This window comes from Lysobacter enzymogenes (assembly GCF_023617245.1).
In the GTDB taxonomy this organism is placed as follows: domain Bacteria; phylum Pseudomonadota; class Gammaproteobacteria; order Xanthomonadales; family Xanthomonadaceae; genus Lysobacter; species Lysobacter yananisis.
The window spans coordinates 3,984,197-4,010,265 of the sequence record NZ_CP067396.1; the positions used below are offsets into that span (position 1 = coordinate 3,984,197).

Below are 26,069 nucleotides of genomic sequence, written 5' to 3' on the forward strand. Positions count from 1 at the left end.
TTGTAACAGCAACAGCAAGATCGAAATGGATTCCGGCTTTCGCCGGAATGGCCGGATGAGTGTTCCGTTGGGCTCTTGCGAAGTCTTGCCGATTCGAACGCGGCTACGGCGCCGCGAGGCTGAAGCCCACCGTCGTGCGGCCCTCGCCGCTGTTGGCAAATACGTTGCCGCCATGCAGCGATGCGATCGCCTTGACGATCGACAGGCCCAGGCCGTGATGGCGTTCGCCGCGGTGTTCGCGCGCTTCGTCGACGCGGTAGAAGCGGTCGAACATCCGCACCAGGTGCTGCGGTTCCACGCACTTGCCCTCGTTGCGCACCGCCACGCTGGCGCCGCTGCCGCAGTCGCCGGGGACGGCCTCGCCGCAACGCACTTCCACCACGATCTCCGAGCCCGGGGTGGCGTGCTGCACCGCGTTGTGCAGCAGGTTGGTCATCGCCCGGCGGAACAGCGAGGTGTCGATCCAGGCGTCGGCGGCGCCGTCGATGCGCAGGCGCATGCCCGCTTCTTCCAACAGGTATTCGAGGAACTCGCCGGTCTTGGCCACTTCCGCCGCCAGCGGCACGCACACCCGGTCCAGGGCGATGTCGCCCTGCCCCGCGCGCGACAGGAACAGCATGTCGTTGACGATGCCGCGCATGCGTTCGAGTTCTTCCAGGTTCGAAGTCAGCACCTCGGTCAACCGCTGCGCCTCGCGCGGGCGCTGCAACGCGACCTGGGTCTGGCCCATCAGGTTGGTCAGCGGGGTGCGCAGTTCGTGGGCGACGTCGGCGTTGAAGGCCTCCAACCGGGTGTAGGCCGCCTCCAGTCGGTCGAGCGCGCCGTTGAACGCGCCCGCCACGCGGCCGAGTTCCGGCGGCAGGTCGGTCGGCTGCAAGCGCTGCGACAGGTTGCTCGGGCTCAGCCGTTGCGCGTCCGACGACAGGCGCTGCAGCGGGCGCAGGCCGACCTGGGCGATCCAGTGGCCGAGCAGCGCGACCAGCGCGGCGCCGCCCAGGCCCAGCGCGACTAGGGCGAAAGCGAAGCTGCGCAGCGCGGCGCGGTAGGGCTGCGAGTCGATCGCCACCCAGATCCGCACCGGCGGCCGTTCGCCCTTGGCCGGGATCGTCTGCGCCAGCACCCGGTACGGCGCGTCGCTGTCGGCCAGCCACAAGCGGCCCATGCCGCGGTCGGCCGCGCCGCGCGCCGCCTCGACCGGCGGCGCGCCCGCACCGATCCGGAACAAGGCGCTGTCGCTCCAGGCCCACACCTTGGTGCTGCGATCGCTCGACACCAGGCTGTCGACCTTGTCCTCGACCTTGTGCCAGCGTTCGCGCAACTCGCAGGCGTTGACGCTGCCGGCGACGTAGCGCAGCTTGGTTTCCAGCTCCGCGTGCTGGTAACGCACGATCTGGGTCTGCAACACCTGGTACAGGGCGATGCCGACCAGGGCGAACACCAGCAGCGCGGCGCCGGCGAACATCGCCGCCAGGCGCCGGGCGATCGGCAGTTCGCGCCAGGGCGTCACGCCGGCGGCCTCGCGTTGGCGGCGTCCTCGTCCTCGCGCGTCTCCAGCACGTAGCCCATGCCGCGCACGGTATGCAGCAGCTTGTTGCGGAACGGCCCGTCGATCTTCGCCCGCAAGCGCTTGATCGCCACTTCCACCACGTTGGTGTTGCTGTCGAAGTTGATGTCCCACACCTGCGCGGCGATCACCGTCTTGGACAGGATCTGGCCGCGGCGCTGGGCCAGCAGCGCCAGCAACGCGAACTCCTTGCCGGTCAGGTCCAGGCGGTTGCCGTCGCGGAAGGCGCGGCGCGCGAGCAGGTTGATCTGCAGGTCGCCGATGTTGAGCTCGGTGGATTCCTGCTGGCGCCCGCGACGCACCAGCGCCTGCAGCCGCGCCAGCAGTTCGATGAAGGAAAAGGGTTTCACCAGATAGTCGTCGGCGCCGGCGCCTAGGCCGTGCACGCGGTCGTCGATGCGGTCGCGCGCGGTCAGCATGATCACCGGGGTCTGCTTGCGCAGGCGCAGTTCGCGCAGCACGCTGAAGCCGTCCAGGCCCGGCAGCATCACGTCGAGCACGATCACGTCGTAGTCGAACTCGCGCGCCAGGTGCAGGCCGCTGTTGCCGTCGCGGGCCACGTCCACGCTCCAGCCCTGTTCGGCCAGTCCGTCGCGCAGGTAGTCGGCGGTCTTGGCTTCGTCCTCGACGATCAGCAACTTCATGGACGGTGCGGCTTCATGGGCGATGGCGGTGGACGGGGACCTGCGGGCATCCTAACCCCGTCCGGGCCGGCTCGCGTCCGGCGCCGTCCGGGCGGGCGCCGGCACGGCGGCAGGCGGCCCGCAACGCGAAGAAGGAAGGCGGCGCCCTTGGAGGGAAACGCCGCCCATGGCCCGCGAGGGGAGAACGCGGACCATGCACGGACTGTAGGCGCCCGGGGCCTACGCCACGCTGTCGCCGCGCTGACAAATTCGTCAGCTGCCGGCCGTTGCCGGCGCCGATGCGGGCGCGATCGTTGCGACGCGGTTAGCGGCTGCACATCGCGCCGGGGTCGCCGCCGCCGTTCGCCGCGCCGGGCTGGGTTAGCATCCGGGCATGCGCCCGCCATCGTCTCCCGCCTCGTTCGACCGGCCCGCGCCGCCGCGGCGGCGGCCGCTGCGCGCAACACGCGCGCCGGCATGCGCATGAGCGAAGCCTCCGGCGCTTCCCAGCGCGCGCCCTGGCAGGTCGACGCCACCTTGGTGGTCGACCCGGCGTTCGACGGCGACGGCCGCCTGCGCGCCTGGGCGCGCCTGCCCGACGCCACCTGGCGCGCGCTCGCGCCGGTGCTGGCCGGTCGCTACGACCGGATCGGATTCGGCTTCGGTTTCGGCATCCGGGTCGGCGCGGGCAGCGAGGACTTCCTGCGCAGCGGCATCGCCCGCACCCTGGAACTGGAAACGGCGCAGGCGATGCCCGCGACGCAGATCGACGGCGAGACCTACGATCTGCAGGTATGCGAATTCACCGCCTACACCGCGTATCTGCTCGGCCGCACCGGCTTCAACCACTGGCATTCCACCGATCCGGAACTGTGCGCGGACGAGCTGTGCTTCTTCCGCGACGGCCGGATCGAGCTGCTGGCGCAGCCGTGGAATTCGATACTGCGCTTCTTCGGCGTCGAACACCGGCTGTTGCAGGACGTGCAAGCCGCGCATCCGCGCTTCGCCGGCTCGGTCTACGTGCGCGAAGGCGACCGCCTGCGCGGCTGAGGCGCGAGCGCCGGCGGCGTCAGCGCCTGGGCGCGGGTTTCGCCGGCGGCACCAGCTCGATCTGGAACAGGTTCGGCCACAGCTTGCCGGTCACGAACAGGCGGTCGCCCTTGGCGTCGTAGGCGATGCCGTTGAGCACGTCGGACCCGCGCACGCTGGTGCCGTGCCCTTGCAGCAGGCCGGACAGGTCGATCCAGCCGCGCACGTGGCCGGTCTTGGGATCGATGCGGGCGATCAGGTCGGTCTGCCAGACGTTGGCGTAGATCTCGCCCTTGACCCACTCCAGCTCGTTGAGCTGGTCGACCGCGCGGCCGTTGTCGGTGACCCGGATGCGCGAGCGCTCGCGCAGCGTGGCCGGGTCGAGCAGGCGCAGCTGCGCGCTGCCGTCGCTCATGTAGACGGTGTCGGCCGAGCGGGTCAGGCCCCAACCCTCGCCGGCATAGGCGAACGTACCCGCGGGCGAGAAGTCGCCGCGGTTGAACACGTAACCGCTGCCGTTGGTCCAGGTCAGCATCAGCAACTGCTCGCCGCGGTCGGTCAGGCCCTCGCCGAACACCTCGGCCGGCAGGTCGCGGCGCTGCAGCACCTGGCCGTTCTCCAGCTTGACCTTGCGCAGCGAGGAGCGGCCGTTGAGGCCGGTGCTCTCGTACAGGTGCCCGTCCTTCCAGATCAGCCCCTGGGTGAAGGCCAGCGAGTCGTGCGGGTAGCGCGCGACCACCTTGTAGGAATAGACCGGCGCGTCGGTGCGCGGCGCGGCCGGGCTCGGCGCGCAGGCGGCGGCGAGGACGGCGCTGAACGCGGCGACGGCGAGCGGACGCGGGGACGGACGGCGCTGGGGCATGGGCGGGTTCCGGTGGTCAGGCGCTGAGGATAGCGCCTGCGCAGGCCGCCGGTTGGCATGGCCGGGCTGTTGTGGGAGGGGCTTCAGCCCCGACGCCTTGCGCTAAGGTCGCGGCGATCCGGCACCACAGCCTCGGGGCTGAAGCCCCTCCCACACGAGCCTCGGGCCGCCGCTCCCTTCACCCCCGTCGCACCTCCTGCGACCTGTCCCCGGGTAGAATCCGGGGCTCTGCCCCACCCGGTTGCCAGCTTCAGATGACAGATTCCGTACGTACGGCGTTCCACGGCTTCGAACAGATCCCGCTGCGCGAATACGCCGAACGCGCCTACCTGGACTACTCGATGTACGTGGTCCTGGATCGCGCCCTGCCGTTCCTGGGCGACGGCCTCAAGCCGGTCCAGCGCCGCATCATCTACGCCATGAGCGAGCTGGGCCTGAACGCCCAGTCCAAGCCGAAGAAGTCGGCCCGCACCGTCGGCGACGTGATCGGCAAATACCATCCGCACGGCGACAGCGCCTGCTACGAAGCGATGGTGTTGATGGCGCAGCCGTTCTCCTACCGCTATCCGCTGGTCGAGGGCCAGGGCAACTTCGGCTCGACCGACGATCCCAAGTCGTTCGCGGCGATGCGCTACACCGAGTCCAAGCTGACCCCGCTGGCCGAAGTGCTGCTGGGCGAGCTCGGCCAGGGCACGGTGGACTGGGACCCGAACTTCGACGGCACCCTGGAAGAACCGACCTGGATGCCGGCGCGGCTGCCGCACCTGCTGCTCAACGGCACCACCGGCATCGCCGTGGGCATGGCCACCGACGTGCCGCCGCACAACTTGAACGAAGTCGTCAGCGCCTGCGTGCGCCTGCTCGACGACCCGGACGCGACCACCCGCGACCTGTGCGAGCACGTGCTCGGCCCGGACTATCCGACCGCCGCCGAGATCATCACGCCGCGCGCCGACCTGCTGCAGATGTACGAAACCGGCCTCGGCAGCGTGCGCGCCCGCGCCGTGTTCGAGAAGGACGGCAGCAACCTGGTGATCACCGCCCTGCCCTACCAGACCTCGCCGGGCAAGGTGATCGAGCAGATCGCCACCCAGATGCGGGCCAAGAAGCTGCCGTGGCTGGAAGACATCCGCGACGAGTCCGACCACGCCAATCCGACCCGGATCGTGCTGGTGCCGCGCTCCAACCGCGTCGACGCCGACCAGCTGATGGGCCACCTGTTCGCGACCACCGACCTGGAACGCAGCTTCCGCGTCAACTTCAACGTCATCGGCCTGGACGGCCGACCGCAGGTCAAGGGCCTGAAGGCGTTCCTGAGCGAATGGCTGAGCTTCCGCGCCGACACCGTCACCCGCCGCCTGAACCACCGGCTGGAGAAGGTCGAGCGCCGCCTGCACCTGTTGCAGGGCTTGCTGGTCGCGTTCCTCAACCTCGACGAAGTCATCCGCATCATCCGCAGCGAGGACGAACCGCGTCCGGTGCTGATGAAGCGCTTCGACCTCAGCGAAGAGCAGACCGACTACATCCTGGAAACCCGCCTGCGCCAGCTGGCGCGGCTGGAAGAGATGAAGATCCGCGGCGAGCAGGCCGAGCTGGAGAAGGAACGCGAGCAACTGATCGCCACCCTCGCCAGCAAGGCCAAGCTCAAGAAGCTGATCAAGGACGAACTGCTGGCCGACGCCAAGAAGTTCGGCGACGCCCGCCGCTCGCCGCTGGTCTCGCGCAACGCCGCGCAGGCGCTGTCGGAAACCGAACTGGTCGCCAGCGAACCGATGACCGTGGTGGTCAGCGAAAAGGGCTGGGTGCGCGCGGCCAAGGGCCACGAGATCGACGCGTCCACGCTGAGCTACCGCGACGGCGACAGCCTGCTCGCGGCGGTGCGCGGGCGCAGCACCCAGCAGGTCGCGTTCCTGGATTCGACCGGCCGCGCTTATTCGACCCTGATCCACGGCCTGCCGTCCGCGCGCGGCAACGGCGAGCCGCTGACCGGGCGGTTCTCGCCTGCCGCCGGCGCGTCGTTCCAAGCCTTGGCCGCCGGCGACAACGACCACCGCTTCGTGCTCTCCAGCTCCCATGGCTACGGCTTCGTCACCCGCTTCGAGAACCTCACCGGCCGCAACAAGGCCGGCAAGGCGATGCTGTCGCTGACCCCGAACGCCAAGGTCCTGCAACCGGCGCAGATCGGCGACGTCGAGCAAGACCGCGTGGTCGCGGTGACCAACGTCGGCCACCTGCTCGCGTTCCCGGTCGCGGAGCTGCCGGAACTCGACAAGGGCAAGGGCAACAAGATCATCGACATCCCCAAGGCCAAGCTCGGCACCGAGCGCGTGGTCGCGGTGGCGGTGGTGGCGCCGGGGCAGACCCTGAGCGTGAAGTCGGGGGCGCGGACGATGAGTTTGTCGTTCAAGGATCTCGATACGTACCTGGGCGCACGCGCGACCCGCGGCGGGTTGTTGCCGCGCGGGTGGCAGAAGGTGGAAGGGTTGGCGGTCGAGTAAGGCCGCGTCAGTGCGCGGCCGGTCCGGCACGCCGGCCCAGCCCAGCCGCGAGCTGCTCGGCGCAATGCCGCAGCGCTAGCTTCGCATCTCGTATCGATCGCCGGGGAGGCCAGCGCGTGAGAAAGCATCTGGACGCTTTTTTCGGTGCGCTGGCCTTGTGTGGCTTCGCAGCGAGCCTGATCGTGCACCTGCGAACGTTCTGGGGTTACACCCTGGACCTGCCCGGCGGCGTACATCTGCTGCCGCTGGCCCTGCCGGTGGTATTCGCACCGTTGGTGCTCCAGACCTACCGCACCCCGCCGGAGCAACGCAACATCGTCGGCCTGCCCGGCGAACTGCCCTGGTGGGCGATCGCCGTGCTCATCGCAGTATTCGTGTATGCGGGGCTCAACTTTCTTGTGAGTGTCGTATCCAACGGCTCGCCCGAAGTTTCCGACGGCAGGTATGTGTTGCAGGAACACGGACGCGTGATCCGGGAACTCACCGCGCAACAGTATCGCGAGGCGGTGGTGCGACAGGCCCGGGGATTCAGCGGACACATGTTGCCGTTCTATCTGTGGCCGACGATTTGGTTCTTGTTCGCCAAGAAGACGTACCGCTCCGCTACCGGCTGAATGCGACGCTGTCCTATCGACAGCAACTCTCGTGCAGAACCAATCCGCACGCGGAGTCTAGAAATTCCTCGTGTGACGCCCCCGTTAGAACCGGTGGTTTTTTTTGCGCCTGCAGCTCGCAGGTGCGCCCGGCGTATTCGTCATGCGCCGGGAGGGCGGCCAATACAACACCCGCAAGGGGAATACGCCCGCCGCTTACGCGCGGTTTCTAGCCTCCCGACTTCCCGCCTGCGAATCCGCGCAGGCGGCTGCATGGCTCATGGAATGGAGCGCCGCTTATGCCACGCAAATCCCCGTCCGCCCTCAGCGCGGACAGCGTTGTGCTGCCTCTGGATGCTTATCTGGAACTGCAGAAGTTCCACGATGAACTGGTGTGCATCGCCGATACCATCGATCCTGCCACGCGCTCACCCGACGTTCGCAAGCCCGAACAGTCCCGTCGCCGTGCGCTCGCTTGCGTGTTCCGCTTGTGGGCGCGGCAGATCGAGAGAAGCTTAGTCGCGTCATAACGGACTCAACGCGATGGTCAGCATGCGATGAGCGGCGACAAAGAAAGGCCCCGCTGCCGGGGCCTCACCTGTTTTATTGTGATCAGAGCAAACAATCAAGATTGCGTTTTGCCAGCAAGCATCGCCGGACATGAAGCAACAAAGATAATCAAGAAGCTTTAGACGGCCTGGGAACAATCGCCAGCACTGCAAGCGTTGCCACACAAAGAAGCAAACACACCCCAACGCCTTCCAAGTTTCCATACAACTTCAATATACCAGCCACAAACGGTGTGGACGCATTCTTCCCCACTCCTTCGGAGGCGATAGCGGCGCGCACAACCCCATCAGCATAAATAAAAACAACAAAAAATGCCCATAATACAACTCCACCCACAAAGCCTAAGCGCCCCAAGTCACTACGAACTCTAGTCGAAACAAAGAGAGACGCCACAGCAAGGATCACAGATATGGCAATTTCCATTATCAACCTCCGCAGCCACAATCTTCTCGTCTTCCGGTTAAAATCTCTTTAACGCCCAATCGATAGCCATCATTTATATCATCCACACTATCCAAATCCCAGCCAAACCCATCTTCATCCAAGTAATCGAAATAAATTCCGACCACTCGCGTGGCCTGATAGCCCCCGAGCCCGTACCACGCAGACATATACCCGGCGACAAAATTCCCAAAAGCATCGGCCGCATATTTAACACCACTCAACGCGAAGGTATCATCCTGATTATTGACCTTGTAATCGAACCTACCGCCAGCACGATGATTCCGCAGAACATTAATGGTCTTGGCGGCGCCGAAAAAATCGTAAGGCATCCTCGTCTGTGCCATTGCTGCATCGAGTTCAAGCCTCGACCGACACTCATCAAAATCCTCGAGCCCTAATGGATCGACTCTAGTCAAGGGGGACGCATGCGCATAAGCATAGGTGGACAGCCCGCCGGCCAGCCCAATTGGGTCGCTCTGTACGTATCGGCCTAAAGCAGGATCGTAATCACGATAATAGTTATAGGCCAGTCCACTCACACTATCATGACGCTGTCCCGGCAGCCGTAAAGCGAAAGTAAAAGCAACGCCATCCAAATCGGGATCTTGATTGGGCGGACTACTACCGAACACTTCGCTTTTTGCATCCCAAGCCCAGATCGCCACATTCCACTGCGGGTCGATCACTGCCCGTGGCGTTCCCAAATGATCCGGCTGCACATACTTCAACGACTGCGCCACACCACTGCCAACCACCAGCCCCACCGGCGCATCGTCGAACCACACCGCCTGCTGCACCGCCGCCCCGGCACCGTCGTAATCGCCGATCCAATGCCCGGCCTCGTCGTATAGCGTATAGACGCTAACCGCCCCCACTCCGCCGTTCGTCGCCGCGACGCGTTCACCCTTGGCGTTGTAGCGGTAGCCCATCGTCACCACGCCGCCCTGCTTGACCTGCTGCATCCGGTCGTTGGCGTTGTAGACGAATTCCTTGGCCGCGCCGCCGATGCTGGTGGTGTTGCCGACCGCGTCGTAGCTGCGCGCCACGCCGGCGACGCTGCTCAGACGATGGCTGTTGGCGGGATACACGTAGGTGTCGGTGATGCCGCCGTGCAGCAGGCTGGTGCGGTTGCCGGTCTTGTCGTAGCCGTAAGTGTCCAGCGCCGTTTCGTTGATGTCGGTGCCGTCGCGGGTCACGGTCAGGCGGCCAAGGGTGTCGTAGTCGTACTTGGCCTGGGTGGTGGCGAGCAGCCCGTCCTTGAGTTCGGTCAGTTCGCCGACGGTGTTGTAGCCGTAGCCCAGTGACAGGCCGCCGCTGGCCGGGTCGAACACGGTCTTGGGCCGGTAGTCGAGGTCGTAGCTGCGGCTCAACGTGCGGCCGTTGCCGTAGGTCCAGCCAGTGACCGGGCCGAAGGGCTCGTACGCGGTGTTGTTGAGCAGCACGGTGCGGGTACCGCCGTAGGGACGCACGCCGACTTCCTTGATCCGGCCCTGAGCGTTGCGCACGTAGTCGACGGTGGTGCCGTCGGGATACGTGGTCGTGTAGAGCTGGCCGGCCATGTTGTAGGCGTAGCGCAGGACGAAGCTCTTGCTGTCGACCGTCTGCACCTTGCGCACCACGCGGCCGAAGCGGTCGTAGCAGTACTTGAGCTCGGTGCCTTCGGTGCGCGTCGCGGCAAGGCGGCCCTTGGCGAAGGTCTCGCCGGCGGCGCAGACGCTGGAGGCCGTGTCGTAATCGTATTCGACGTCGGCCGGGCCGCTGGCGGTGTAGAAGATCGCAGTCGGGCGGCTCAACGCGTCGTAGCTGTAACGATGGGCGACGGTGTCGTTGGCGTCCTTCTTGGTCGCAAGCAGGCCGGCGGCGTTGTAGGTGTAGTCGGTGACGCCGGTGTCGGGGCTGGTGAGTTTGGTGCGGTCGCCGAAGCCGTTGTACGCGTAGAGCGTGTTCAGGCCCTTGGGATCGGTGACCTGGGTGACCTGGTCGAGCGCGTTGTACTGCAGCTTGGTTTCGACGGCGAGGCCGTCGACGTCCTGCAGGGTGCGGGTCAGACGGTTGAGCGGGTCGTAAGCATTTTCGGTCTTGCGCCCCAGCGCGTCAGTGACGCTGTCCGGATTACCGTTGGCGTCGTAGCCGTAACCGGTGGCGTTCTGCGCGGAGTCCTTGAGGAAGCGCAACTGGCTGAACGCGTCGTAGACCCGCGACAGGGTCTTGCGCAGGGTGGTGCCGCCGGCCTTGATGTCCTCCTGCTTGCGGTTGCCGTCGCCGTCGAGGGTGTAGATCAGCTTGTTGCCGGCGTTGTCGCCGATGCCGGTCAGGCGATGGGCGGGGTCGTAGGTGTATTGGGTGTAGACGCCGCCGGGCAGCGTCACCTTGCGCACCAGTTGGGTCGGCCAGTACTCGATGCGAGTGATCTGGTCGTCGGTCTCGACGCTATTATCGGCGCCGCGCACTTTGGTAGCGATCACCAGGCCGCGGGCGTCGTATTCCAGGTCGGTGACCACGCCGTTGGCGTCCAGCGACGACAGCGGCCGGCCCAGCGGATCGTAGCCGAGGATCTCGGTGGTCTGGCCGACCGCGTTGATGATCTTGCGCAGGTCGCCCTTGCGGTAGGTGCATAGCGCGGGTTGGGTGGCGCAGGCGCTGTCGTCGCTGCCGAAGTACTGGTAGCTGACGATATCGCTGACGTCGCTGCGCGGGCCGTCGACGGACTTCAGCACCCCCAGGGTCGGACAGGCGCTGTTCGCCGCGGCAACGTCGGCCGCTTCGCAGTACGCGTACGTCGTGGTGCGCACTTCGTTGGTGAGGGTATCGCGCACAGCGACGGTGGCGGGCTGCAGGCGGGCGTTGCGGGTAATGCGGGTCTCGCGGCTCCCCGCTACCGTCAGCAGCACGCGGTTGCTGGCGATGTCGGTTCGCGACTGACTAATGCGTTCGTCCGGCAAGCCGACGGCTTCCTTGACGGTGTGGGTCCGCGCCGGCTGGCCGGTGACCGCGTCGTTGGCTTCGCTGTAGGTGTGCTGCGTGAGCGTGCCGCGCCGGTCGGTGACGCTGCTCAGGCGCCGGCGGAAGTCGGTGGATTCGGGCAGGAACGTGCGCGCGACGGTTCCGCGCACGTCGCTGAAGGCGTTGAGTTTGCGCGGCAGGCCGCTGGCGCCGGCGGCATCCAGCCCGTAGGTCATGACGTTGCCGAGCGTGTCCGTGACCACGGAGCCGCCCGTGGCCGGATAACTCAAGGTCGCCAGGTCGGCGCCGCCGGCATGGGTGGTGGACACGACCCGCGCCTTGGCGTCGTAGGCGAAGGTGCTGTAACGCTGCCCGTCCTCGCGGGTCACGCCGGTCAGGAAGCGCGGATAGCGCGCGTCCTCGTAGTGATAGGTGCGCGTGCCGCCGCCGGGATAGGCAACGGTTTCGACCTGCCCGCCCGTGGTGTAGGTGTAGCTCGCCAGCGCGACGCCGGCCGAGCGAAGGGCGAGGATGCGCGCATCCTCGCGGTCGCCGTCGTACTCGAACGCGAGGCTGCGGCCGCTGCTGTGCGCGATCGTCGTCAGGCGCCGCGAACCGTCGTAGGCATAGTTCAGCGCGGTACCGTCCTGCAGGCGTTGCTCGATCAGGCGCCCCGCCGCATTGAAGCGAAGGACGCGATCCGGACGGTACAGCAGCCAGTCGGCGCCATCGGCGGCGATGCGGTCGCCGCTGCCGTCGTCGGCCTCATAGGCCGCGCCCACGGCGGTGAACGAAATCTGCGAGCCGTCGGCGTCGATCAAGCCCATGCGGAACGTCTGGTTCGGATCGGCCGGATCGACGCCCATGGCCAACTGGATATTGTGCGAATGCGTCCAGCCGTCGCCGAAGCCGCTGCGGCCGGCCGAGGCCATCGAATGGAAATGGCGGTCGAATGCGATCCAGCCGAGGTCGAAATCCGCGGCCGGCTCGGACTTGTCGCCGGTGGTCGGATCGCAGGGGTTCTTGATCGGGCACTCGTTCTTGGGCAGCGGTGCCGTTTCGTAGGCCAATTGCAGGCCGGCGCAGGCTTGTTTCTCCTCGTCCCAGAACAGCATCAGACTGTCCGGGCAGGCGACGTCGCGCTGACGCTCCAGTGAGCCGGAAAGGCCGACGGTATCGCATTGGCTGCCGGTCCAGGCCGAACGGGTACCGGTGTAGGAGCCGAATCCCTGCATGTCGGTCCTGCCGTCGTCCCAGTAGAGTTCCTCGCTCCAATCCGGCGCGATCTGGATCGTCGTGGCGGCCGGGCAGCCTTCGTTCGCGCTCTCCTGGTTCCAACGCTGGAGGAGCTGCGCCTTCAGCGCCTCGACGGAACCGACTTCGGTGGGATTTGAGACATTGGCATCGGTGTAGCGCCACGGATCGATCGTCGGCGGCCGCGGCACGAACTCGTACTGGTAGACCGTCTTGTTGCCGGAAACGACATTGCCGGCCAGAAACAACTGCGAGTCGACGCCGCCTCCGGATGCAATGAATTCCTTGATCTTTTCCTGCGCGGCGGCTTCGGTCAGTTGCGGCTCCATCGGCACGATGTTGCTGGTCCACAGCCTGCCAGCCTCCTGGGCCTGGACATTGGCGCTGAGCGCGGCGAGCACCGATACCGTCAACGTCGCCAGCAGCGGGCGGCCACGGCCGATGTTCGAAGTTCCTTTTCTTCTCGACATCACAGTCTCCTTGGTTGGGCAGTCAGGTGCCCGGATTGCAACGCACGCGCGGCCGTTCGCAGGCGCCAGAATGCATGGCGGCGAACGTTTTTCGAAACAGAAAGGGACTTGCGGATTGCAGGACGCGAACCGGACCCATCGCGCCCGCTGTTCGACTGCACAGGAATGCATTCGCGTCCGATTCGCCGCAGCGTCACGCGAGGTCGGGCAAATGGATTGATCGCGCGAAGCGATGAAGGCCTCATATGACATATCCGTGTCTGGCGCAAAACCGGCCGCGATGTCCTTGCGGCGGATGGGGCCATGATGGTCCCGTCGGGCATCGCGGGCAATAGGCGCTCGACGCGATCACTAGCCAAACGCGGAGCAACGCTTAAGCCTCAAGCGGTTTCGACGCGTAATGAATTGTGCATTTGCTTAGGCACGGCGCGATCGCCTGCCTACCCGTCGCCCCGCCGCTTTGCCGACTCTGGCGAGGCTTGCTTGCCCGCCCTGCCCGAACGACACCGCTGGCCCGAACCGTCCCATTTCCGCCAGCCCGCGCAACGCCGCGCGGGCGTAGGCTCGATGCACGCGCCGTCGGCGCGGCGCGGCGATCCCGCGCAGGATCATGGAGTGGAGATGGATATGAATCGCGAAAAAGCCGAACAGGTCGCGGCGCATCTCGCCGCGGGGATGCTGGCCAGCGGGCAGTACGCCATGAGCGAGGACACCGGCGGCGACGCCGAGTTCGTCGCGTCGTTGTACAACGCCATCGTCGACAAGCTGGTCGCCGCGCGCGCGGGCGACGCCGGCGGTTGAGGCGCGACTCACGGGAGACGGCCTTCGCCGCGCCCCGTGCATGTGCCGCGTTGCGCGCGCTGCCTGCGGCGTGCGTGCACATCGAACGGCGGCGGCGCAGTCGGCCCGCCGCCGTTTTCGTTTCAGGCCATCGGCAATGCGAGCACTTCGTCGGTGCTGAGAATCGCGCCGAAGGTGTCGTCGATGCTCGCCAGCGCGGCGCGGTGCAGGTCCGTGTGCGGCAGCACGCGGCCTTCGCCGGTGTCGAGGTCGCGGGTGGCGCAGGCATCGCTTGCGACGATCACTTCGTAACCCAACGGCACCGCGTCGCGCGCTGCGCCGGCAACGCAAGCGTGGGTCATCAGGCCGGCGATCAGCAGGCTCCGGATGCCGTCGCGCTGCAGTTGCCGATGCAGATCGGTGGTCGGGAACACGCTGACCGAGCTCTTGCGCACGACGCGGTGATGCGCCGCGGGTTGCAGGTCGGCGTGGAAACGCACGCTGTCGCTGTCCTCGGCGAAGATCGGCGTGCCCGGCGGGGTTACGTGCTGGACGTGATAGACGACGATGCCGTTGGCATCGGCGCGGTCGATCAGGCGACGCGCGTTGGCCAGCGCCTGCGCGCCGTCGGGGACCGGCATGCGGCCGCTGAAGTATTCGTTCTGGAAATCGATGACCAGCAGCGCGGTCTTGCCGGCGGGCAGCGATTGCGGCGCGGCGGCGCCGGCGATGGTGCGGATGGTGGGATGGTTCATGACGGATTCCGTGGTGGGCGATGGGCAAGCCGCGCCCGTCCGGCGGCGATGGGCCGTCGGTTGTTCGCGACAAGGGGGCGTTGCGGTCGTCGTCCGCATGCGCTCGATGGCGGCCGCGGCGGCTGGAGCGAACTCTAGGCGCGGCGCCGCGGGGCGGCAATTAAGCCGAATGCTGGACGCTTAAACGATCGTCCACGGCGGCGCTGCCGCGACGCGTCGCGCCGGCCCGCGCCGCGACGCTTCACCTCGCCTCGCGCCTTCGCGCCGCGCCCGGCGGCTCGCCGGCAATGGAACGGAACGCCAGGTGCATGCCGACCACGCTCGCGTAGCCGACCTGTTGCGCGACCGCCTCCTGCGGCAGGTCGGTCGTACGCAGCAGGCGCCGCGCCTCGGCGACGCGGATGCGCGCCAGGTGCCGCGCGGGCGGCTCGCCGACCAGCGCGTTGAAGCGCGCCGACAGCGCCGACTTCGACAGGCCGGCGTGCGCGGCCAGTTCCTCCAGCGAGCATTTCTCGCCGAAGTGGGTGTACATGTAGTACAGGCAGCGCGCGATGCGCGGGTCGCGCAAGGCCGTGTCGGCCTGCTCCTCGCCCGCGCGCACGGCGCCGGCGACGGCCAGTTCCAGGGCCAACGCGTAAATCAGTTCCAGCGCGCGCAGCAGCACCGGGTTGCGCAACGCGGCGGCGCGTTCGAGCTCGCGGCTGAGGCCGTGCAGCGCGTGGCTCAGCATCGGTTCGCCGGCGATCGCCGCGGCCGGCGCGATCATCACCGGCGCGAACAGCCGGCACAGCGGCATCGCGCTGGTCGCGTCGTAGTGCAGGCCGGCGCAGAGCACGCGCGGCGCCGCGTCGCCGTGCGCGTCGGCCGCTTCGCCGCGCAGCAACGCGGCCGGCAGTTCGGCGTCGACCGCCGCGCCGCCCATGCGTTCGGCCACGCTGTGCGGCAACAACGCGAGATCGCCCTCCTGCAGCACCAGCGCGCGGCCGCGGTCGTCGAGTTCGGCGCGGCCGCGTGCGGCATACACGAACAAGGCGTTGGCCGAATCCGCGCCGCCCTCGCGCCAGCGCTGCGGGCGTCCGCTCTCGCACACGAAGCGCGCTTCCAGCCTGACCCGGGTCAGCAGTGCGATCAGCAGGTCGGCTTGTTGCAGCATGGGGGAATTAGGCGGCTACGCGGGACAGGGTGCGCCGACGATAAGCCAGCCGCGACGGCGATGTCAGCGCCGCATGCGCAACGGCCCGGCGCGGCAACGTCGCAGGCGCCCGGCGATGCGCCGGCGGCAAGCGCCGGGCGCATCGCAAGGACGCGATCCCGCGTAGCGAGCGCCAGGAACAGACGGCGCGAACGCGGCGATTACGCGCCGGGCACCCTCGGCGCGCTCAGTACGAACCCACCGGCCGCGGCCGCGGCTCGAACATCGGCACGACCGTGCCGGTCGCCGCGCTGCCGTCGGCCTTCCACACCAGCGTCTCGGCCGGGAATTCCTCCTTGCGCGTCATCGCATCGACCTGCTTGGCGATCAACTGCGCGGCGCCCTGGACCTCGGGGTTCCAGGCGAACACGCCCACCTGGCCGTACCACACCGCCGGCGTGGCGGCATCGAGGCGGCGGTCGGGGCACATCGTGTAGTTGCGCTGGGCCAGCACCCGCAGCGCGCCGACCGGGACCGCGCGCACGCCCGGCGTGGTGCGCTCCTTGGAATGGCCGGGGCACAGGCGCGAGGCCTTGGCGATGGCCGATTCGTAGACTTCGTTGTCGCTCTGCGCGTGGGCGGCGCCGGCGCCGAGCAACAGCGCGGCGGCGAGCGGAAGCAACAGGCGGCGTGAAGCGAGGCGGCGCGAAGCGGGACGGGGCGAAGCGGGGCGCGACGTGGCAAAGCTCGACATGGCGAAACTCCTTGTTCGGCGACTGCGAGGGGCATCGGGGGATGCCCGCGGGGCATGGCCCGGCGCGGATCCGATCCGCGCCGCGATGGGCCGCCGGCAGGATAGCCAATGCGTCTGCGGGGAATGTGAGGACGAAGTTAGCCGGGAGCGGGGCCGGCATCGTCCAGGCACGCAGCGCGCGTTCGCCGCGGGTATCGGCGACGGTCGCCGACGTCGCGCCGTGGCGAGCGTCCGCGTCGCGAAAAAAAAGCGGGAGGAGCATTCGCTCCTCCCGCCATAGTCGTCGCGCCGCACGGATGCCGATGCGGCGGGCCCGGCCTGCGGGCGCGCCGCTCAGCGGCCGGCGTCGTTGCTTCCGGTCGACTGCGTCGTGGCCTGCGCGACCGGTGCGTCGCCGTCCACCGCCGCGGCCGTTCCCACGCGCGCGCTGCCCGGCGAGTACGACAGCAACAAGCCAAAGCTGGTGCCGGCGTCCAGGCCGCTGGCGTGCTGGCGACGCAGCAGCAGCGACAGGCGCCAGCGCTGCGCCAGCTCCATGTCCATGCCCGCGCCGTAGCTCAGCGCGTTGTCGCCGTAGCTGCGCAGCCGCAGCAGGTAGTCGTTGGCGGCCGGCAGGATCACGTAGTTCAGGCGCACGTCGCTGCGATCCTCCAGCGCTTGCCGGTACTCGATCGTCCAGAACGGGCGGAACACGTTGCCGCGCGCGGTCAGGATCGGGAAGCTGCCTTCCAGGCCCAGCGCGGCGCCGCTGTTTTCCACGGTCTGCGAACCGTAATTCAGGTCGTAGATGCCGAGCCCGGTTTCGCGGTAGCCGTCGAGCTTGGTGCGGCTGCCGTCGAGGCGGCCGTAACCGGTCAGCAGCAGGCCGCTGGCGCTGCCGTGCTCGTAGCCGGCGGTCAGCGAACCGAACACCTGGTCGCCTTCGCGATCGGCCGTGGCGATGGCTCCGGCGGTGGCGCTGTAGCGGCGGATGTCGTAGTCCAGCCGTCCCCAGCCGAGGGTGCCGTCGACGAACCAGCGCTCGCTCGGACGCCACAGGCCGTACAGCGACAGCGCGCGCTGACGCGCTTCGATCTTGGAGCGGCCGTCGTCGAGATCGGTGTCGTTCCAGCCGTAGCCACCGGCCACGCCGAGCAGGAAGCGCTCGCCGATGCGCCAGTCGGCGCCGACGGTGAGGCCGTCGCTCTGGAAGTCGAAGCCGTCGCTGCGCGCGTTGCGGTCGCGCTGGCCGTTGCTGATGGTGCCGGCCGTCCACAGGCCCCAGCCCTGCGGCAGGCGCGAGCCGTCGATCTGCGCGATCTGCTCGCCGCTCAGCGACAGGCCGCCGCCGGCGCGGGTGTTGTAGCTCAGCGCGATGCCGTTGCTGGTGCGGTTGGCGCCGGCGTAGCGCTGCTGACGCAGACGGTCGTTGATGTTGGACTGCTGCGCGGTGGCGAAACGCACCGCGGCGTCGGTCTGCGCCTGCAGGCCGCCGACCACGCTGGGATCGCGGGTCGGGTCGGGCCGGCCGGACACGGTCAACACCAGGCTGACGCTGCCCTGCAGATAGTTGGGGGTAGCCGCCTGGGTCGCGGTCAGCGTGGCCACGCCGGCGCCGACGATGGTCACGCGGCGGCCGCTGACGGTGGCCACCGCGGTGTTGTCGCTGGCGAAGGTGAACGCGCCGGCGCTGTTGCTGCTCGGGTTCGGCAGGTCGAACGCCGCTTCGCCGTAGGTCTTGGCGATGTCGCCGATCCAGCTCAGCTGCGGGGTGGCGCCGCCGATCAACACCTGCAGCGCGACTTGCGGCGCGGCGGTGTAGTTGGCGTTGCCGGCCTGGTCGGCGGTCAGCGCGCAGGTGCCCGCGGCGAGCATGGTCACCGTGCTGCCGCCGACCGTGCACACCGCCGGCGAAGCGCTGGCGAACACCACCGGATTGCCCGAGGGGCCGCCGTTCGCCGACACGCTGAAGCTGCCGCCCGGCGTGTACACCGGCGCGGCCGGGTTGGCGGCGAAGTCGGTGATGGCCTGCGCCGCGGCGCCGATGGTCACGTCCAGCGTCACTTGCGGCGCCGCGCTGTAGTTGGCGTCGGCGGCCTGGTTCGCGGTCAGCGAACACTGGCCGGCGCTGAGCATGGTCACGGTGCTGCCGCTGACCGTGCACACCGCGGCCGTGGCGCTGGCGAACACCACCGGGCTGGTCGAAGCGCCCGGCGTGGCCGACACGCTGAAGCTGCCGCCGGCGGCGAACACCGGCGCGGCCGGATTCGCGGCGAAGCCGGTGATCGCCTGCGCGGCCAGAGCGATGGTCACGTCCAGCGTCACCTGCGGCGAAGCGCTGTAGTTGGCGTCGGCGGCCTGGTTCGCGGTCAGCGAACAGGTGCCCGCGGCGAGCGTGGTCACCGCGCTGCCGGCGACGCTGCACACCGCCGGGCTGGCGCTGGCGAACACCACCGGGCTGGTCGACAGGCCCGGCGTGGCCGACACGGCGAACGTGCCGCCCGGCGCGTACACCGGCGTGCCCGGGTTGGCCGCGAAGTTGCTGATCGCCTGCGTCGCCGCGCCGATGCTCACGGTGAAGCTCGCTTGCGGCGCGGCGGCGTAGTTGGCGTTGCCGGCCTGATCGGCGTTCAGCGCGCAGGTGCCGGCCGACACGATCGTCGCGGTGTTGCCGCTGATCGTGCACACGCCGGTGCTGGTGCTGGCGAAGGTGACCGGATTGCCGGACGCGCCGCCGGTCGCGGACACGGTGAACGTACCGCCCGGGGCGTATACCGGCGCGGCCGGATTCGAGGCGAAGCCGCCGATGGCCTGCGCGGCCTGGCCGATGGTGACGGCCAGCGAAGCCTGCGGCGCGGCGCTGTAGTTGGCGTTGCCGGCCTGGTCGGCGGTCAGCGAGCACACGCCCGCGGCGACGGTGGTGACCGTGCTGCCGGCGACGGTGCACACCGCCGGGCTGGCGCTGGCGAACACGACCGGATTGCCGGAGGCGCCGCCGGTCGCGGAGACGGTGAACGTACCGCCCGGAGCATACGTCGGCGTGGCCGGGTTGGCGGCGAAGGCGGAGATCGCCTGGGCGCCCTGGGCGATCGCCAAGGTGTAGGCGCGGGTGCCGCTGAAGCTGTTGCTGGAAGTCGCCTGCACGGTGAAGTTGAACGAGCCCGCCGCGGTCGGCGTGCCCGACAGCGCGCCGCCGGTCGACAAGGCCAGGCCCGGCGGCAAGGCGCCGGCGCTGACCGCGAAGTTGTACGGCGCGACGCCGCCGTTGCCGCTGCTGGCGGTGAGGGTTTGCGAATACGCCGTGTTGAGCGCGCCGTTCGGCAAGGTGGGCGGCGCCACCGTGACCGTCACGGTGGTGCAGGCGAGCGCGATGTTGGTGACGTCCGCGGCGATCGCCGCACCGCTGGCCGGGGTCGCCGTACATATCTGTCCGGCCGGCGAGCCGAGCACGCTGACGTTCCAGTTGGCGCCCTGCGGCAAGCGGGTCGGGAAGACGAAACTGGTCGCGGCCTGGGCCACGACGACTTGCTGACTGCCGGCCGGGTTGGTCGACGCCAATTGCAGGGTGACCGGGCCGGTCTGGCCGGCCGCAGTGCCGCCGACCGAGAAGGTCGGCGCCGCGAAACAGATCAGCGCCGCGCCGTTGCCGGTCTGCACGCCGTTGTTGAAGACCACGCCGGTCAGCGCGGTCGCGGACGAGCTGCCGCCCGCGCCGCCGCCGCCGCCGCCGTTCCAGTTCTGCTGGCAGGCGGTGGTGCCGACGCCCGCGCCGCCGCCGCCCGCGCCGACCGTGGCGCCGCCGCCGCCGCCGCCGCCGAAACCGGCGCCGCTGAAGGAGCCGGAGAAGTTGAACGAGTCGCCGCCGTTGCCGTTGGCGGCGTTGCCGGCCGTGGCCGGGAAGCCGCCGCATCCGGCGCCGCCGGCACCGCCGGTGCCGACCGCGCCGCCACCGCCGCCGAACGGGCCGGGACCGCCGGGCACGGTCGCGCCCGTGCCGCCGGTGCCGCCGCCGCCGACGCCGCCGTTGCCGCCGGCGATCACGCTGGTGGTGCTCCAGCCGGCGTTGCCGCCGCCACCGCCGCCGCCGGCGACGGCCACGCGGTTGCCGATGGCGTTGCCGTTGAGGCGCAGGTCGGTGGCGCCGCCGCCGATGCCGTCCACGCCCTGGCCGATGCCGCCGGGATTGACCGCCTGCGAGGCCTGTCCGCCGACCCAGATCGACAAGGCCGCGCCGGGGGTCACCGCCAGGGTGCCGCGCACCCGGCCGCCGAGGCCGCCGATGCCGCCGGGCGAATTGGGACTGCCGCCGATGGTGCCGGCGCCGCTGCGCCCGGCGCCGCCCTGGGCGCCGCTGAGGTAGACGGTCAACGAGTGCACGCCGGCCGGGACCGTCAAGGTCTGCTCGCCGCCGGTGAAGCCGAACGCCGCCGGCGTCTCGCCGATCGCGCAGCTTTGCGCCTGCGCCGCGCCGGCCAGCCCGAGGCCCGGCAACAGCAACCAGGCCGCCCACCACGCCGCACCGCGGCGGTCCCCGCGCCCGCGCAAGCCCGCACCCGCGGGCACCAGCGCGCCCGAGCGCACCGCCCTTCTCATCGAACCGATCATGTTTGCCCCCGACACAGCGCCCCCAAGGCACCGCGACTATCCCGTAACCCCTGACGACGCCGAAGTGCGACGCGCCCCGTATGCATGCCGGGCGCGATCGCCCCGGCCTGCTACCGTCCACCACCGTCCCCTTCGGCTCGGTCGTCCGGACGTCTTGCCGCCTGGAAATCCAGACGCATTTCCCCCTGTTACGGGAAACGAGTGCGATTCAGGTCACTAATTTGGGCCATTTAGACGTACGGGATCGGATTGCGCAGGTCCTGGCGCGAAAGCCGGCGCCTCCCGCCCCGTCGTGGCGGCAACCGCCGCCGCGGCTGACCGCGATTCGCCCCGTGGCTACAATAGGCGGATGCCGCGGCGTCGCCTCCCGGCACGGACAGGACCGCCCCCGGAACCGTCCGGCCCCGGAGAACCCGCATAAGCCATTGATTTCAAAGCCGGCCCCGTAGCTCAGCTGGATAGAGCATCCCCCTCCTAAGGGGAAGGTCACACGTTCGAATCGTGTCGGGGTCGCCACCTTCCGGCGCCGCGCGCCGCCGCCAGGCCGACGCGCCGCCCACCCATTTCAATCCGCTCGCCACGCCCCCCGGCGTGCCACCACATGGAGCTTTCGGTATGACCCACCCCGTTCTCGCCGCCCTGGGACTCAAAGACAACGAGTCCGGCACCTACCTCGGCCACGGCGAATGGTCCAAGACCGCCGACGCCGGCGTGCTGGAACCCGTCAATCCCACCGACGGCGAAGTGCTCGCGCGCGTGCAGGCGTCCTCGCAGAGCGACTACGACACCATCGTCGAGCGCGCCCAGGCCGCCTTCGCGGTGTGGCGCACCACCCCGGCGCCGCGCCGCGGCGAAGCGATCCGCCTGTGCAGCGACGCGCTGCGCAAGCACAAGGACGCGCTGGGTTCGCTGGTCGCGCTGGAGATGGGCAAGTCCAAGCCGGAAGGCGACGGCGAAGTGCAGGAGATGATCGACATCGGCGACTTCGCCGTCGGCCTGTCGCGCCAGCTCTACGGCCTGACCATGCACTCCGAGCGTCCGGGCCACCGCATGTACGAGCAGTGGCACCCGCTCGGCATCGTCGGCATCATCTCGGCGTTCAACTTCCCGGTCGCGGTGTGGGCCTGGAACAGCTTCATCGCGGCGATCTGCGGCGACATCTCGATCTGGAAGCCCTCGCCGAAGACCCCGCTGTCGGCGATCGCGTCGATGAAGATCTGCAACGAGGCGCTGCGCGCCGGCGGCTTCCCCGACCTGTTCTTCCTGTTCAACGACGCCGGCACCGAGCTGGCCTCGAACTTCGTCGACGACAAGCGCGTGGCGCTGGTCAGCTTCACCGGCTCGACCAAGGTCGGCCGCGCCGTGGGCGAGCGCGTCGCCCGCCGCATGGGCCGTTCGCTGCTGGAACTCGGCGGCAACAACGCGATCATCGTCGACGCCAGCGCCGACCTGAAGCTGGCGATCCCGGCGATCGCGTTCGGCGCGGTCGGCACCGCCGGCCAGCGCTGCACCACCACCCGCCGCCTGTTCGTGCACGAGTCGATCCATGACGACGTGCTGGCCAAGCTGGTCGCCGCGTACAAGCAGGTCGAGAAGAAGATCGGCGACCCGACCGACCCGGCCAACCTGATGGGCCCGCTCAACAGCCAGGACGGCGTGCAGGCCTACCTCGACGCGATCGCCAAGGCCAAGGCCTCCGGCGGCAAGGTCGAGACCGGCGGCGAGCGCATCGACCGCAAGGGCAACTTCGTGCTGCCGGCCATCGTCACTGGCCTCACCAACGACGCCGAAGTCGTGCAGACCGAGACCTTCGCGCCGATCCTGTACGTGATGAAGTTCAGCAAGCTCGAAGACGCCATCGCGCTGCAGAACGACGTGCCGCAGGGCCTGTCCTCGTCGATCTTCACCGCCAACCTCAAGGCCGCCGAGGCGTTCCTGTCGGCGGCCGGCTCGGACTGCGGCATCGCCAACGTCAACATCGGCACCTCCGGCGCCGAGATCGGCGGCGCGTTCGGCGGCGAGAAGGAGACCGGCGGCGGCCGCGAATCGGGTTCGGACGCGTGGCGCGCCTACATGCGCCGCCAGACCAACACGATCAACTACTCCGACGCGCTGCCGCTGGCCCAGGGCATCAAGTTCGACCTGTAAGACGAAGCGGCGGACGGGGCCCTGCTTCGCTCCGCCGCAAGGTCCGTCGCCGCCGGGGTGTACTCCGGCGGCGATGGATATCCGGGTCCGTCCCATCGTTGCAAGCGAACGGGTGCGGACTGCGCGCATGCCATAGCGGCCTCTTCGCGACCCGGCTCAAGACGTGCCGGCTCAAGACGTGATTGCGGCCGCGCCAGAGCCGCCGGCAAGACGGCTGCGTGCTGGCCGGTTAGAACGACATCGAGAGGGAGTCCGGCTTTCGCCGGAACGACGGCCGGCACGCTCCGCGGCGTACTGAATGACGCCAGGCGCCGATCGTGGAGTCGAGGGATTTCGACCGCGCGTCGCGATCGAGGAGCATGAAGATCGGCATCCAGGAAAACGATCCGCCGCCGCCCCAACGCGAGGACGCGCTGTTCGCGATCGAAGGCGTGCTCGATCTACTGTGGGTCGAAGACGAGCCGGATCGGCTGCTGTCGCGAATCGCGCGGCAACCTGTCGCCGGCGCTGACGCGGACGCCTAGGCCCGCGACGCCTCCGCGATCGCGCAAGCCGCGGACGGCATCGAACGCGCGCTGTATTTCGCCGAAGACCTGCAGTACTTCGCCGGCCTCATCGACGGCCGGCCGGTGTGCGGCCAATTCGCCGGCGCCGACAAGCTCAAGCCGGGCCATCGGGTGAAAGCCGCGGTTTCGCGCAGCGGCAACGCGCTGCGCGCGCACGCGATACTCGACCCGCAGCAAGGCAGGCTGTGGATACACCATCCGCGCGGCAGCGCGGCGGATGCGAAAGCCGAGCGCAAACTCGCGCTGCGGCTGTTTTGTTGCAGCTACGTCGGCTCGGCCTTGCTCTGCGCGCTGGCGTATTGGGCCCAGGGCCTGCCGCTGACCGCACTGGCGCAAGCGCAGTCGTGGCTACTGATCGGCAACGCGATCGTGTTCGGCGCCATGGCCCTGTCGGCCGACTACCGGATGGACCGGCCTTCGCCATCGAAAAACGGGCCGCTGCGCCTGCTCGGGTTCGCCGATCCGCATCGGGTCGATCTGTCCCGATACCGGATCGGCGATGTGGAAATGCGCAAGCACTTGGGCTTCATCCGCGCGAACCGGCAGGCGCTGCGCAGTGGACGCATGCAAGCGGTCGAGACTCCGGAACTGCTGCGCCAATCCAGCGAGCGCCACCGCGACGTGTACGACTACCGCCAGGCGGTCGCCGACGGCAAGGCGGCGGTGAAGCGCTGAGCGCCGTCCGCGCCGGGGCCGCGGGCGATGGCGCAAGACCGCTCGGTCGAACAGCAGGCCGCGCCGCGCCGCGCCGCGCCGCGCCGATCCGGCTCGCCGCCGCGCATGAGCCGACGGTCGCAAACTCCGGCGCCGTCGCTTGACCGGCTCCGGTGAGCTGCCTAGCGTGATATTCGTCAGAAGGACTGGCGCCGATGGACAGGCCGCCTGCGACCGCGCGCGCAACTTGGCGTTCGCCTCACGACCGTCGCCCCGATCACGAACAAGGAGGTCTCATGACTACCCGCCGCATCGTTCCCCGCAGCATCCGCCTGCGCCTGGCCCTGGCCGCGTTCGGCTTCGCCGCCGCGCTCGCCGCGACCGCCGCCACTCCGCGCTGCGAGCAGTGCATCGCCGGCTACTACGACTGCCGCGCCGCCGGTTTCGACTACGACTCCTGCCGCAACGACTTGATGTTCTGCCAGCGCGCCAACCACTGCCCGATGGTGGAGCCGCCGGAAATCTGATCGTTCGTGCGGCGAAAACGCCGCCGCGCCGTCTTCGCAGACCGCGACGCCTGTTGCGTTTGTGCAGGGCGCAGGCGGCCTAGCATGGGCGGGCCAGATGGACTGGCGACACATGAAGGAGGGTCTTGTGAACACACGGAACCGTAGCATCCGCCTGCGCCTGGGCGCGTTCGCGCTGGCCGCGTTCGGCTTCGCCGCGACGATGACCGCGACCGCCGCCGGGTTCGGCTGCGATCACTGCTTGCCCGAGTACTACGGCTGCCGCGACGCCGGCGGCGACTACGACAGCTGCGTCAACGCGTTCTGGCAGTGCCAGACGTCCAACGGCTGCATGATCAGCCTGCCGCCGGAGTACTGATCCGGCGCGTGCGTCGGACGTCGATGTCCAGGCCCGCGGGCGCGAGTCCGCGGGCTTTTTCGTCGCCGCCGCGCCGGCCCCGCGCCGGCCCGATCCTGGCCCGCGCGCAGCCCGGGCCGTATGCTGTGACCGATTTCACTCAAGCGAAGGAACGTCCGCATGCAAGTCCCCGCCCGGGAAACCAATGTCCTGGCCATTCTCAGCCTCATCGCCGGCATCCTCGGCTGGACCCTGCTGCCGGTCCTCGGCAGCCTCGCCGCGATCGTCACCGGCCACATCGCGCGCGGGCAGATCCGTCGCGAACCCCAACGCTACGACGGCGCCGGCCTCGCCATCGGCGGCCTGATCCTGGGCTGGTCGTCGGTGATCATCGCGGTGCTGACGGTGGTGGTGATCGTGTTGTTCTTCGGCGGCATCGCCGCGCTGCTGGCGTTCTCCGGCCAGCACTGAGCGCGCCCGCGGCGCGAAAGGCGTGCTGCGGCGCAGCTTGCCGCGTGCCGGCCGGCGCCACTAGCGTGGCCCGGCCAGATGGACTGGCGCCACGCATAGGACGCACCCCATGGAACTGCGCTTGTTGAAGGCCGGCCGCCGCCGCGCCCACCTGGCGGCGCTCGCCGCCGCCGTGTTCGGTTTCGCCGCTTCGCTCGGAGCGACCGCAGCGGTCGACCGCTGCCACCAGTGCTACACCGACCTGTTGCTGCCGTGCCAGGCCAACACGCCCAACGCCACGCCGAGCTGCTGGGTGCAGTACCGCGCCTGTCTCACCGCCAACCGCTGCCAGATCGTCATCGAACCCTGAGCCGCGCCGCGGCCGCGCACGATCCGCCTCTCGCTTGCCCCGCTGCGTTCGCCGCAGCGGGCGCCGTGCGGGCGGGTACGCGCCGCGCCGCCGCATGCTCGCGCGCGTCGCCACGACGGCCCGGCCACGATCCCGGCCGCCGCGGCGTTCGCGCTTCGCCAC

The 26,069-nt window shown here is 69.0% G+C and carries 22 protein-coding genes and 1 tRNA gene; 13 read left to right on the top strand and 10 right to left on the bottom strand.

Annotation, left to right across the window (positions count from 1 at the left end):
* Positions 1-103: 103 nt before the first annotated feature.
* A complete protein-coding gene (locus JHW41_RS16265; protein ID WP_250443479.1) occupies positions 104-1,507 on the bottom strand; it encodes a heavy metal sensor histidine kinase in 1,404 nt (467 codons plus the stop codon).
* Positions 1,504-2,208, bottom strand: a complete 705-nt coding sequence (locus tag JHW41_RS16270) for a heavy metal response regulator transcription factor (RefSeq protein WP_250443483.1) — start codon at positions 2,206-2,208, stop codon at positions 1,504-1,506. Before JHW41_RS16270 ends, JHW41_RS16265 begins: the two co-directional genes overlap by 4 nt.
* Before the next feature lie 462 nt (positions 2,209-2,670).
* On the opposite strand from JHW41_RS16270, the gene JHW41_RS16275 reads away from it, so the two are divergent.
* Positions 2,671-3,237: a hypothetical protein gene (locus tag JHW41_RS16275; protein ID WP_250443486.1), complete on the top strand. Its 567-nt coding sequence runs from the start codon at positions 2,671-2,673 to the stop codon at positions 3,235-3,237.
* A 19-nt stretch (positions 3,238-3,256) separates the two neighbouring features.
* Here JHW41_RS16275 and JHW41_RS16280 read toward each other — a convergent pair whose 3' ends face one another.
* Positions 3,257-4,078, bottom strand: a complete 822-nt coding sequence (locus JHW41_RS16280; RefSeq protein ID WP_250443489.1) for a glutaminyl-peptide cyclotransferase — start codon at positions 4,076-4,078, stop codon at positions 3,257-3,259.
* A 16-nt stretch (positions 4,079-4,094) separates the two neighbouring features.
* Positions 4,095-4,196: a DUF6053 domain-containing protein gene (locus JHW41_RS27165; RefSeq protein ID WP_428995556.1), complete on the bottom strand. Its 102-nt coding sequence runs from the start codon at positions 4,194-4,196 to the stop codon at positions 4,095-4,097.
* Positions 4,197-4,332: 136 nt separating this feature from the next.
* Between JHW41_RS27165 and parC the strand changes: the two genes are divergently transcribed.
* The 3 genes from parC (at position 4,333) to JHW41_RS16295 (ending at position 7,699) form a co-directional block, all read left to right on the top strand.
* Positions 4,333-6,576 carry a DNA topoisomerase IV subunit A gene (parC, locus tag JHW41_RS16285; protein ID WP_250443493.1) on the top strand — a complete coding sequence of 748 codons (2,244 nt, stop codon included), beginning with the start codon at positions 4,333-4,335 and terminating at the stop codon, positions 6,574-6,576.
* Positions 6,577-6,692: 116 nt separating this feature from the next.
* The gene (locus JHW41_RS16290) at positions 6,693-7,190 is read left to right on the top strand and encodes a hypothetical protein (RefSeq protein WP_139381929.1); all 498 of its coding nucleotides are present in this window, start codon (positions 6,693-6,695) and stop codon (positions 7,188-7,190) included.
* A gap of 278 nt (positions 7,191-7,468) precedes the next feature.
* A complete protein-coding gene (locus JHW41_RS16295; protein WP_250443495.1) occupies positions 7,469-7,699 on the top strand; it encodes an XAC0095 family protein in 231 nt (76 codons plus the stop codon).
* 148 nt (positions 7,700-7,847) lie between these two features.
* Here JHW41_RS16295 and JHW41_RS16300 read toward each other — a convergent pair whose 3' ends face one another.
* Together JHW41_RS16300 and JHW41_RS16305 are read right to left on the bottom strand one after the other, a co-directional pair.
* Positions 7,848-8,162, bottom strand: a complete 315-nt coding sequence (locus tag JHW41_RS16300) for a hypothetical protein (RefSeq protein ID WP_139381927.1) — start codon at positions 8,160-8,162, stop codon at positions 7,848-7,850.
* 2 nt (positions 8,163-8,164) lie between these two features.
* Complete coding sequence (locus JHW41_RS16305; protein ID WP_250443498.1) at positions 8,165-12,850, bottom strand: RHS repeat-associated core domain-containing protein; 4,686 nt, start codon at positions 12,848-12,850, stop codon at positions 8,165-8,167.
* A gap of 627 nt (positions 12,851-13,477) precedes the next feature.
* On the opposite strand from JHW41_RS16305, the gene JHW41_RS16310 reads away from it, so the two are divergent.
* Entirely contained in the window at positions 13,478-13,651 is a 174-nt protein-coding gene (locus tag JHW41_RS16310) for a hypothetical protein (RefSeq protein ID WP_157490355.1), read from the top strand.
* 122 nt (positions 13,652-13,773) lie between these two features.
* Here the strand turns inward: JHW41_RS16310 and JHW41_RS16315 are convergent, their stop codons facing one another.
* The 4 genes from JHW41_RS16315 to JHW41_RS16330 all read right to left on the bottom strand — a co-directional run bounded on the left by JHW41_RS16315 (position 13,774) and on the right by JHW41_RS16330 (position 20,843).
* The gene (locus tag JHW41_RS16315) at positions 13,774-14,385 is read right to left on the bottom strand and encodes a cysteine hydrolase family protein (RefSeq protein ID WP_250443501.1); all 612 of its coding nucleotides are present in this window, start codon (positions 14,383-14,385) and stop codon (positions 13,774-13,776) included.
* Between the two features lie 241 nt (positions 14,386-14,626).
* On the bottom strand, positions 14,627-15,538 hold the full coding sequence (locus JHW41_RS16320) for a helix-turn-helix domain-containing protein (protein WP_250443502.1): 912 nt from the start codon (positions 15,536-15,538) through the stop codon (positions 14,627-14,629).
* Between the two features lie 226 nt (positions 15,539-15,764).
* Positions 15,765-16,199 carry a hypothetical protein gene (locus tag JHW41_RS16325; protein ID WP_250443505.1) on the bottom strand — a complete coding sequence of 145 codons (435 nt, stop codon included), beginning with the start codon at positions 16,197-16,199 and terminating at the stop codon, positions 15,765-15,767.
* Between the two features lie 405 nt (positions 16,200-16,604).
* Positions 16,605-20,843, bottom strand: coding sequence for an autotransporter domain-containing protein (locus tag JHW41_RS16330; RefSeq protein WP_284499502.1), 4,239 nt, complete (start codon positions 20,841-20,843; stop codon positions 16,605-16,607).
* 451 nt (positions 20,844-21,294) lie between these two features.
* Between JHW41_RS16330 and JHW41_RS16340 the strand changes: the two genes are divergently transcribed.
* The 8 genes from JHW41_RS16340 (at position 21,295) to JHW41_RS16375 (ending at position 25,907) form a co-directional block, all read left to right on the top strand.
* Positions 21,295-21,371 (top strand) — tRNA-Arg (locus JHW41_RS16340).
* 99 nt (positions 21,372-21,470) lie between these two features.
* Positions 21,471-23,003, top strand: a complete 1,533-nt coding sequence (gene amaB / locus JHW41_RS16345) for an L-piperidine-6-carboxylate dehydrogenase (RefSeq protein WP_250443508.1) — start codon at positions 21,471-21,473, stop codon at positions 23,001-23,003.
* Between the two features lie 359 nt (positions 23,004-23,362).
* A complete protein-coding gene (locus JHW41_RS16350) occupies positions 23,363-23,527 on the top strand; it encodes a hypothetical protein (RefSeq protein WP_250443510.1) in 165 nt (54 codons plus the stop codon).
* 105 nt (positions 23,528-23,632) lie between these two features.
* The gene (locus tag JHW41_RS16355; protein WP_250443512.1) at positions 23,633-24,244 is read left to right on the top strand and encodes a hypothetical protein; all 612 of its coding nucleotides are present in this window, start codon (positions 23,633-23,635) and stop codon (positions 24,242-24,244) included.
* 275 nt (positions 24,245-24,519) lie between these two features.
* The gene (locus JHW41_RS16360) at positions 24,520-24,750 is read left to right on the top strand and encodes a hypothetical protein (protein ID WP_078997386.1); all 231 of its coding nucleotides are present in this window, start codon (positions 24,520-24,522) and stop codon (positions 24,748-24,750) included.
* A 127-nt stretch (positions 24,751-24,877) separates the two neighbouring features.
* A complete protein-coding gene (locus JHW41_RS16365) occupies positions 24,878-25,108 on the top strand; it encodes a hypothetical protein (protein ID WP_057947033.1) in 231 nt (76 codons plus the stop codon).
* Between the two features lie 159 nt (positions 25,109-25,267).
* Entirely contained in the window at positions 25,268-25,558 is a 291-nt protein-coding gene (locus tag JHW41_RS16370; RefSeq protein ID WP_057947032.1) for a DUF4190 domain-containing protein, read from the top strand.
* A 109-nt stretch (positions 25,559-25,667) separates the two neighbouring features.
* Positions 25,668-25,907 (top strand): hypothetical protein, encoded by a 240-nt coding sequence (locus tag JHW41_RS16375; RefSeq protein ID WP_057947031.1) that lies wholly within the window; start codon positions 25,668-25,670, stop codon positions 25,905-25,907.
* Positions 25,908-26,069 lie beyond the last annotated feature (162 nt).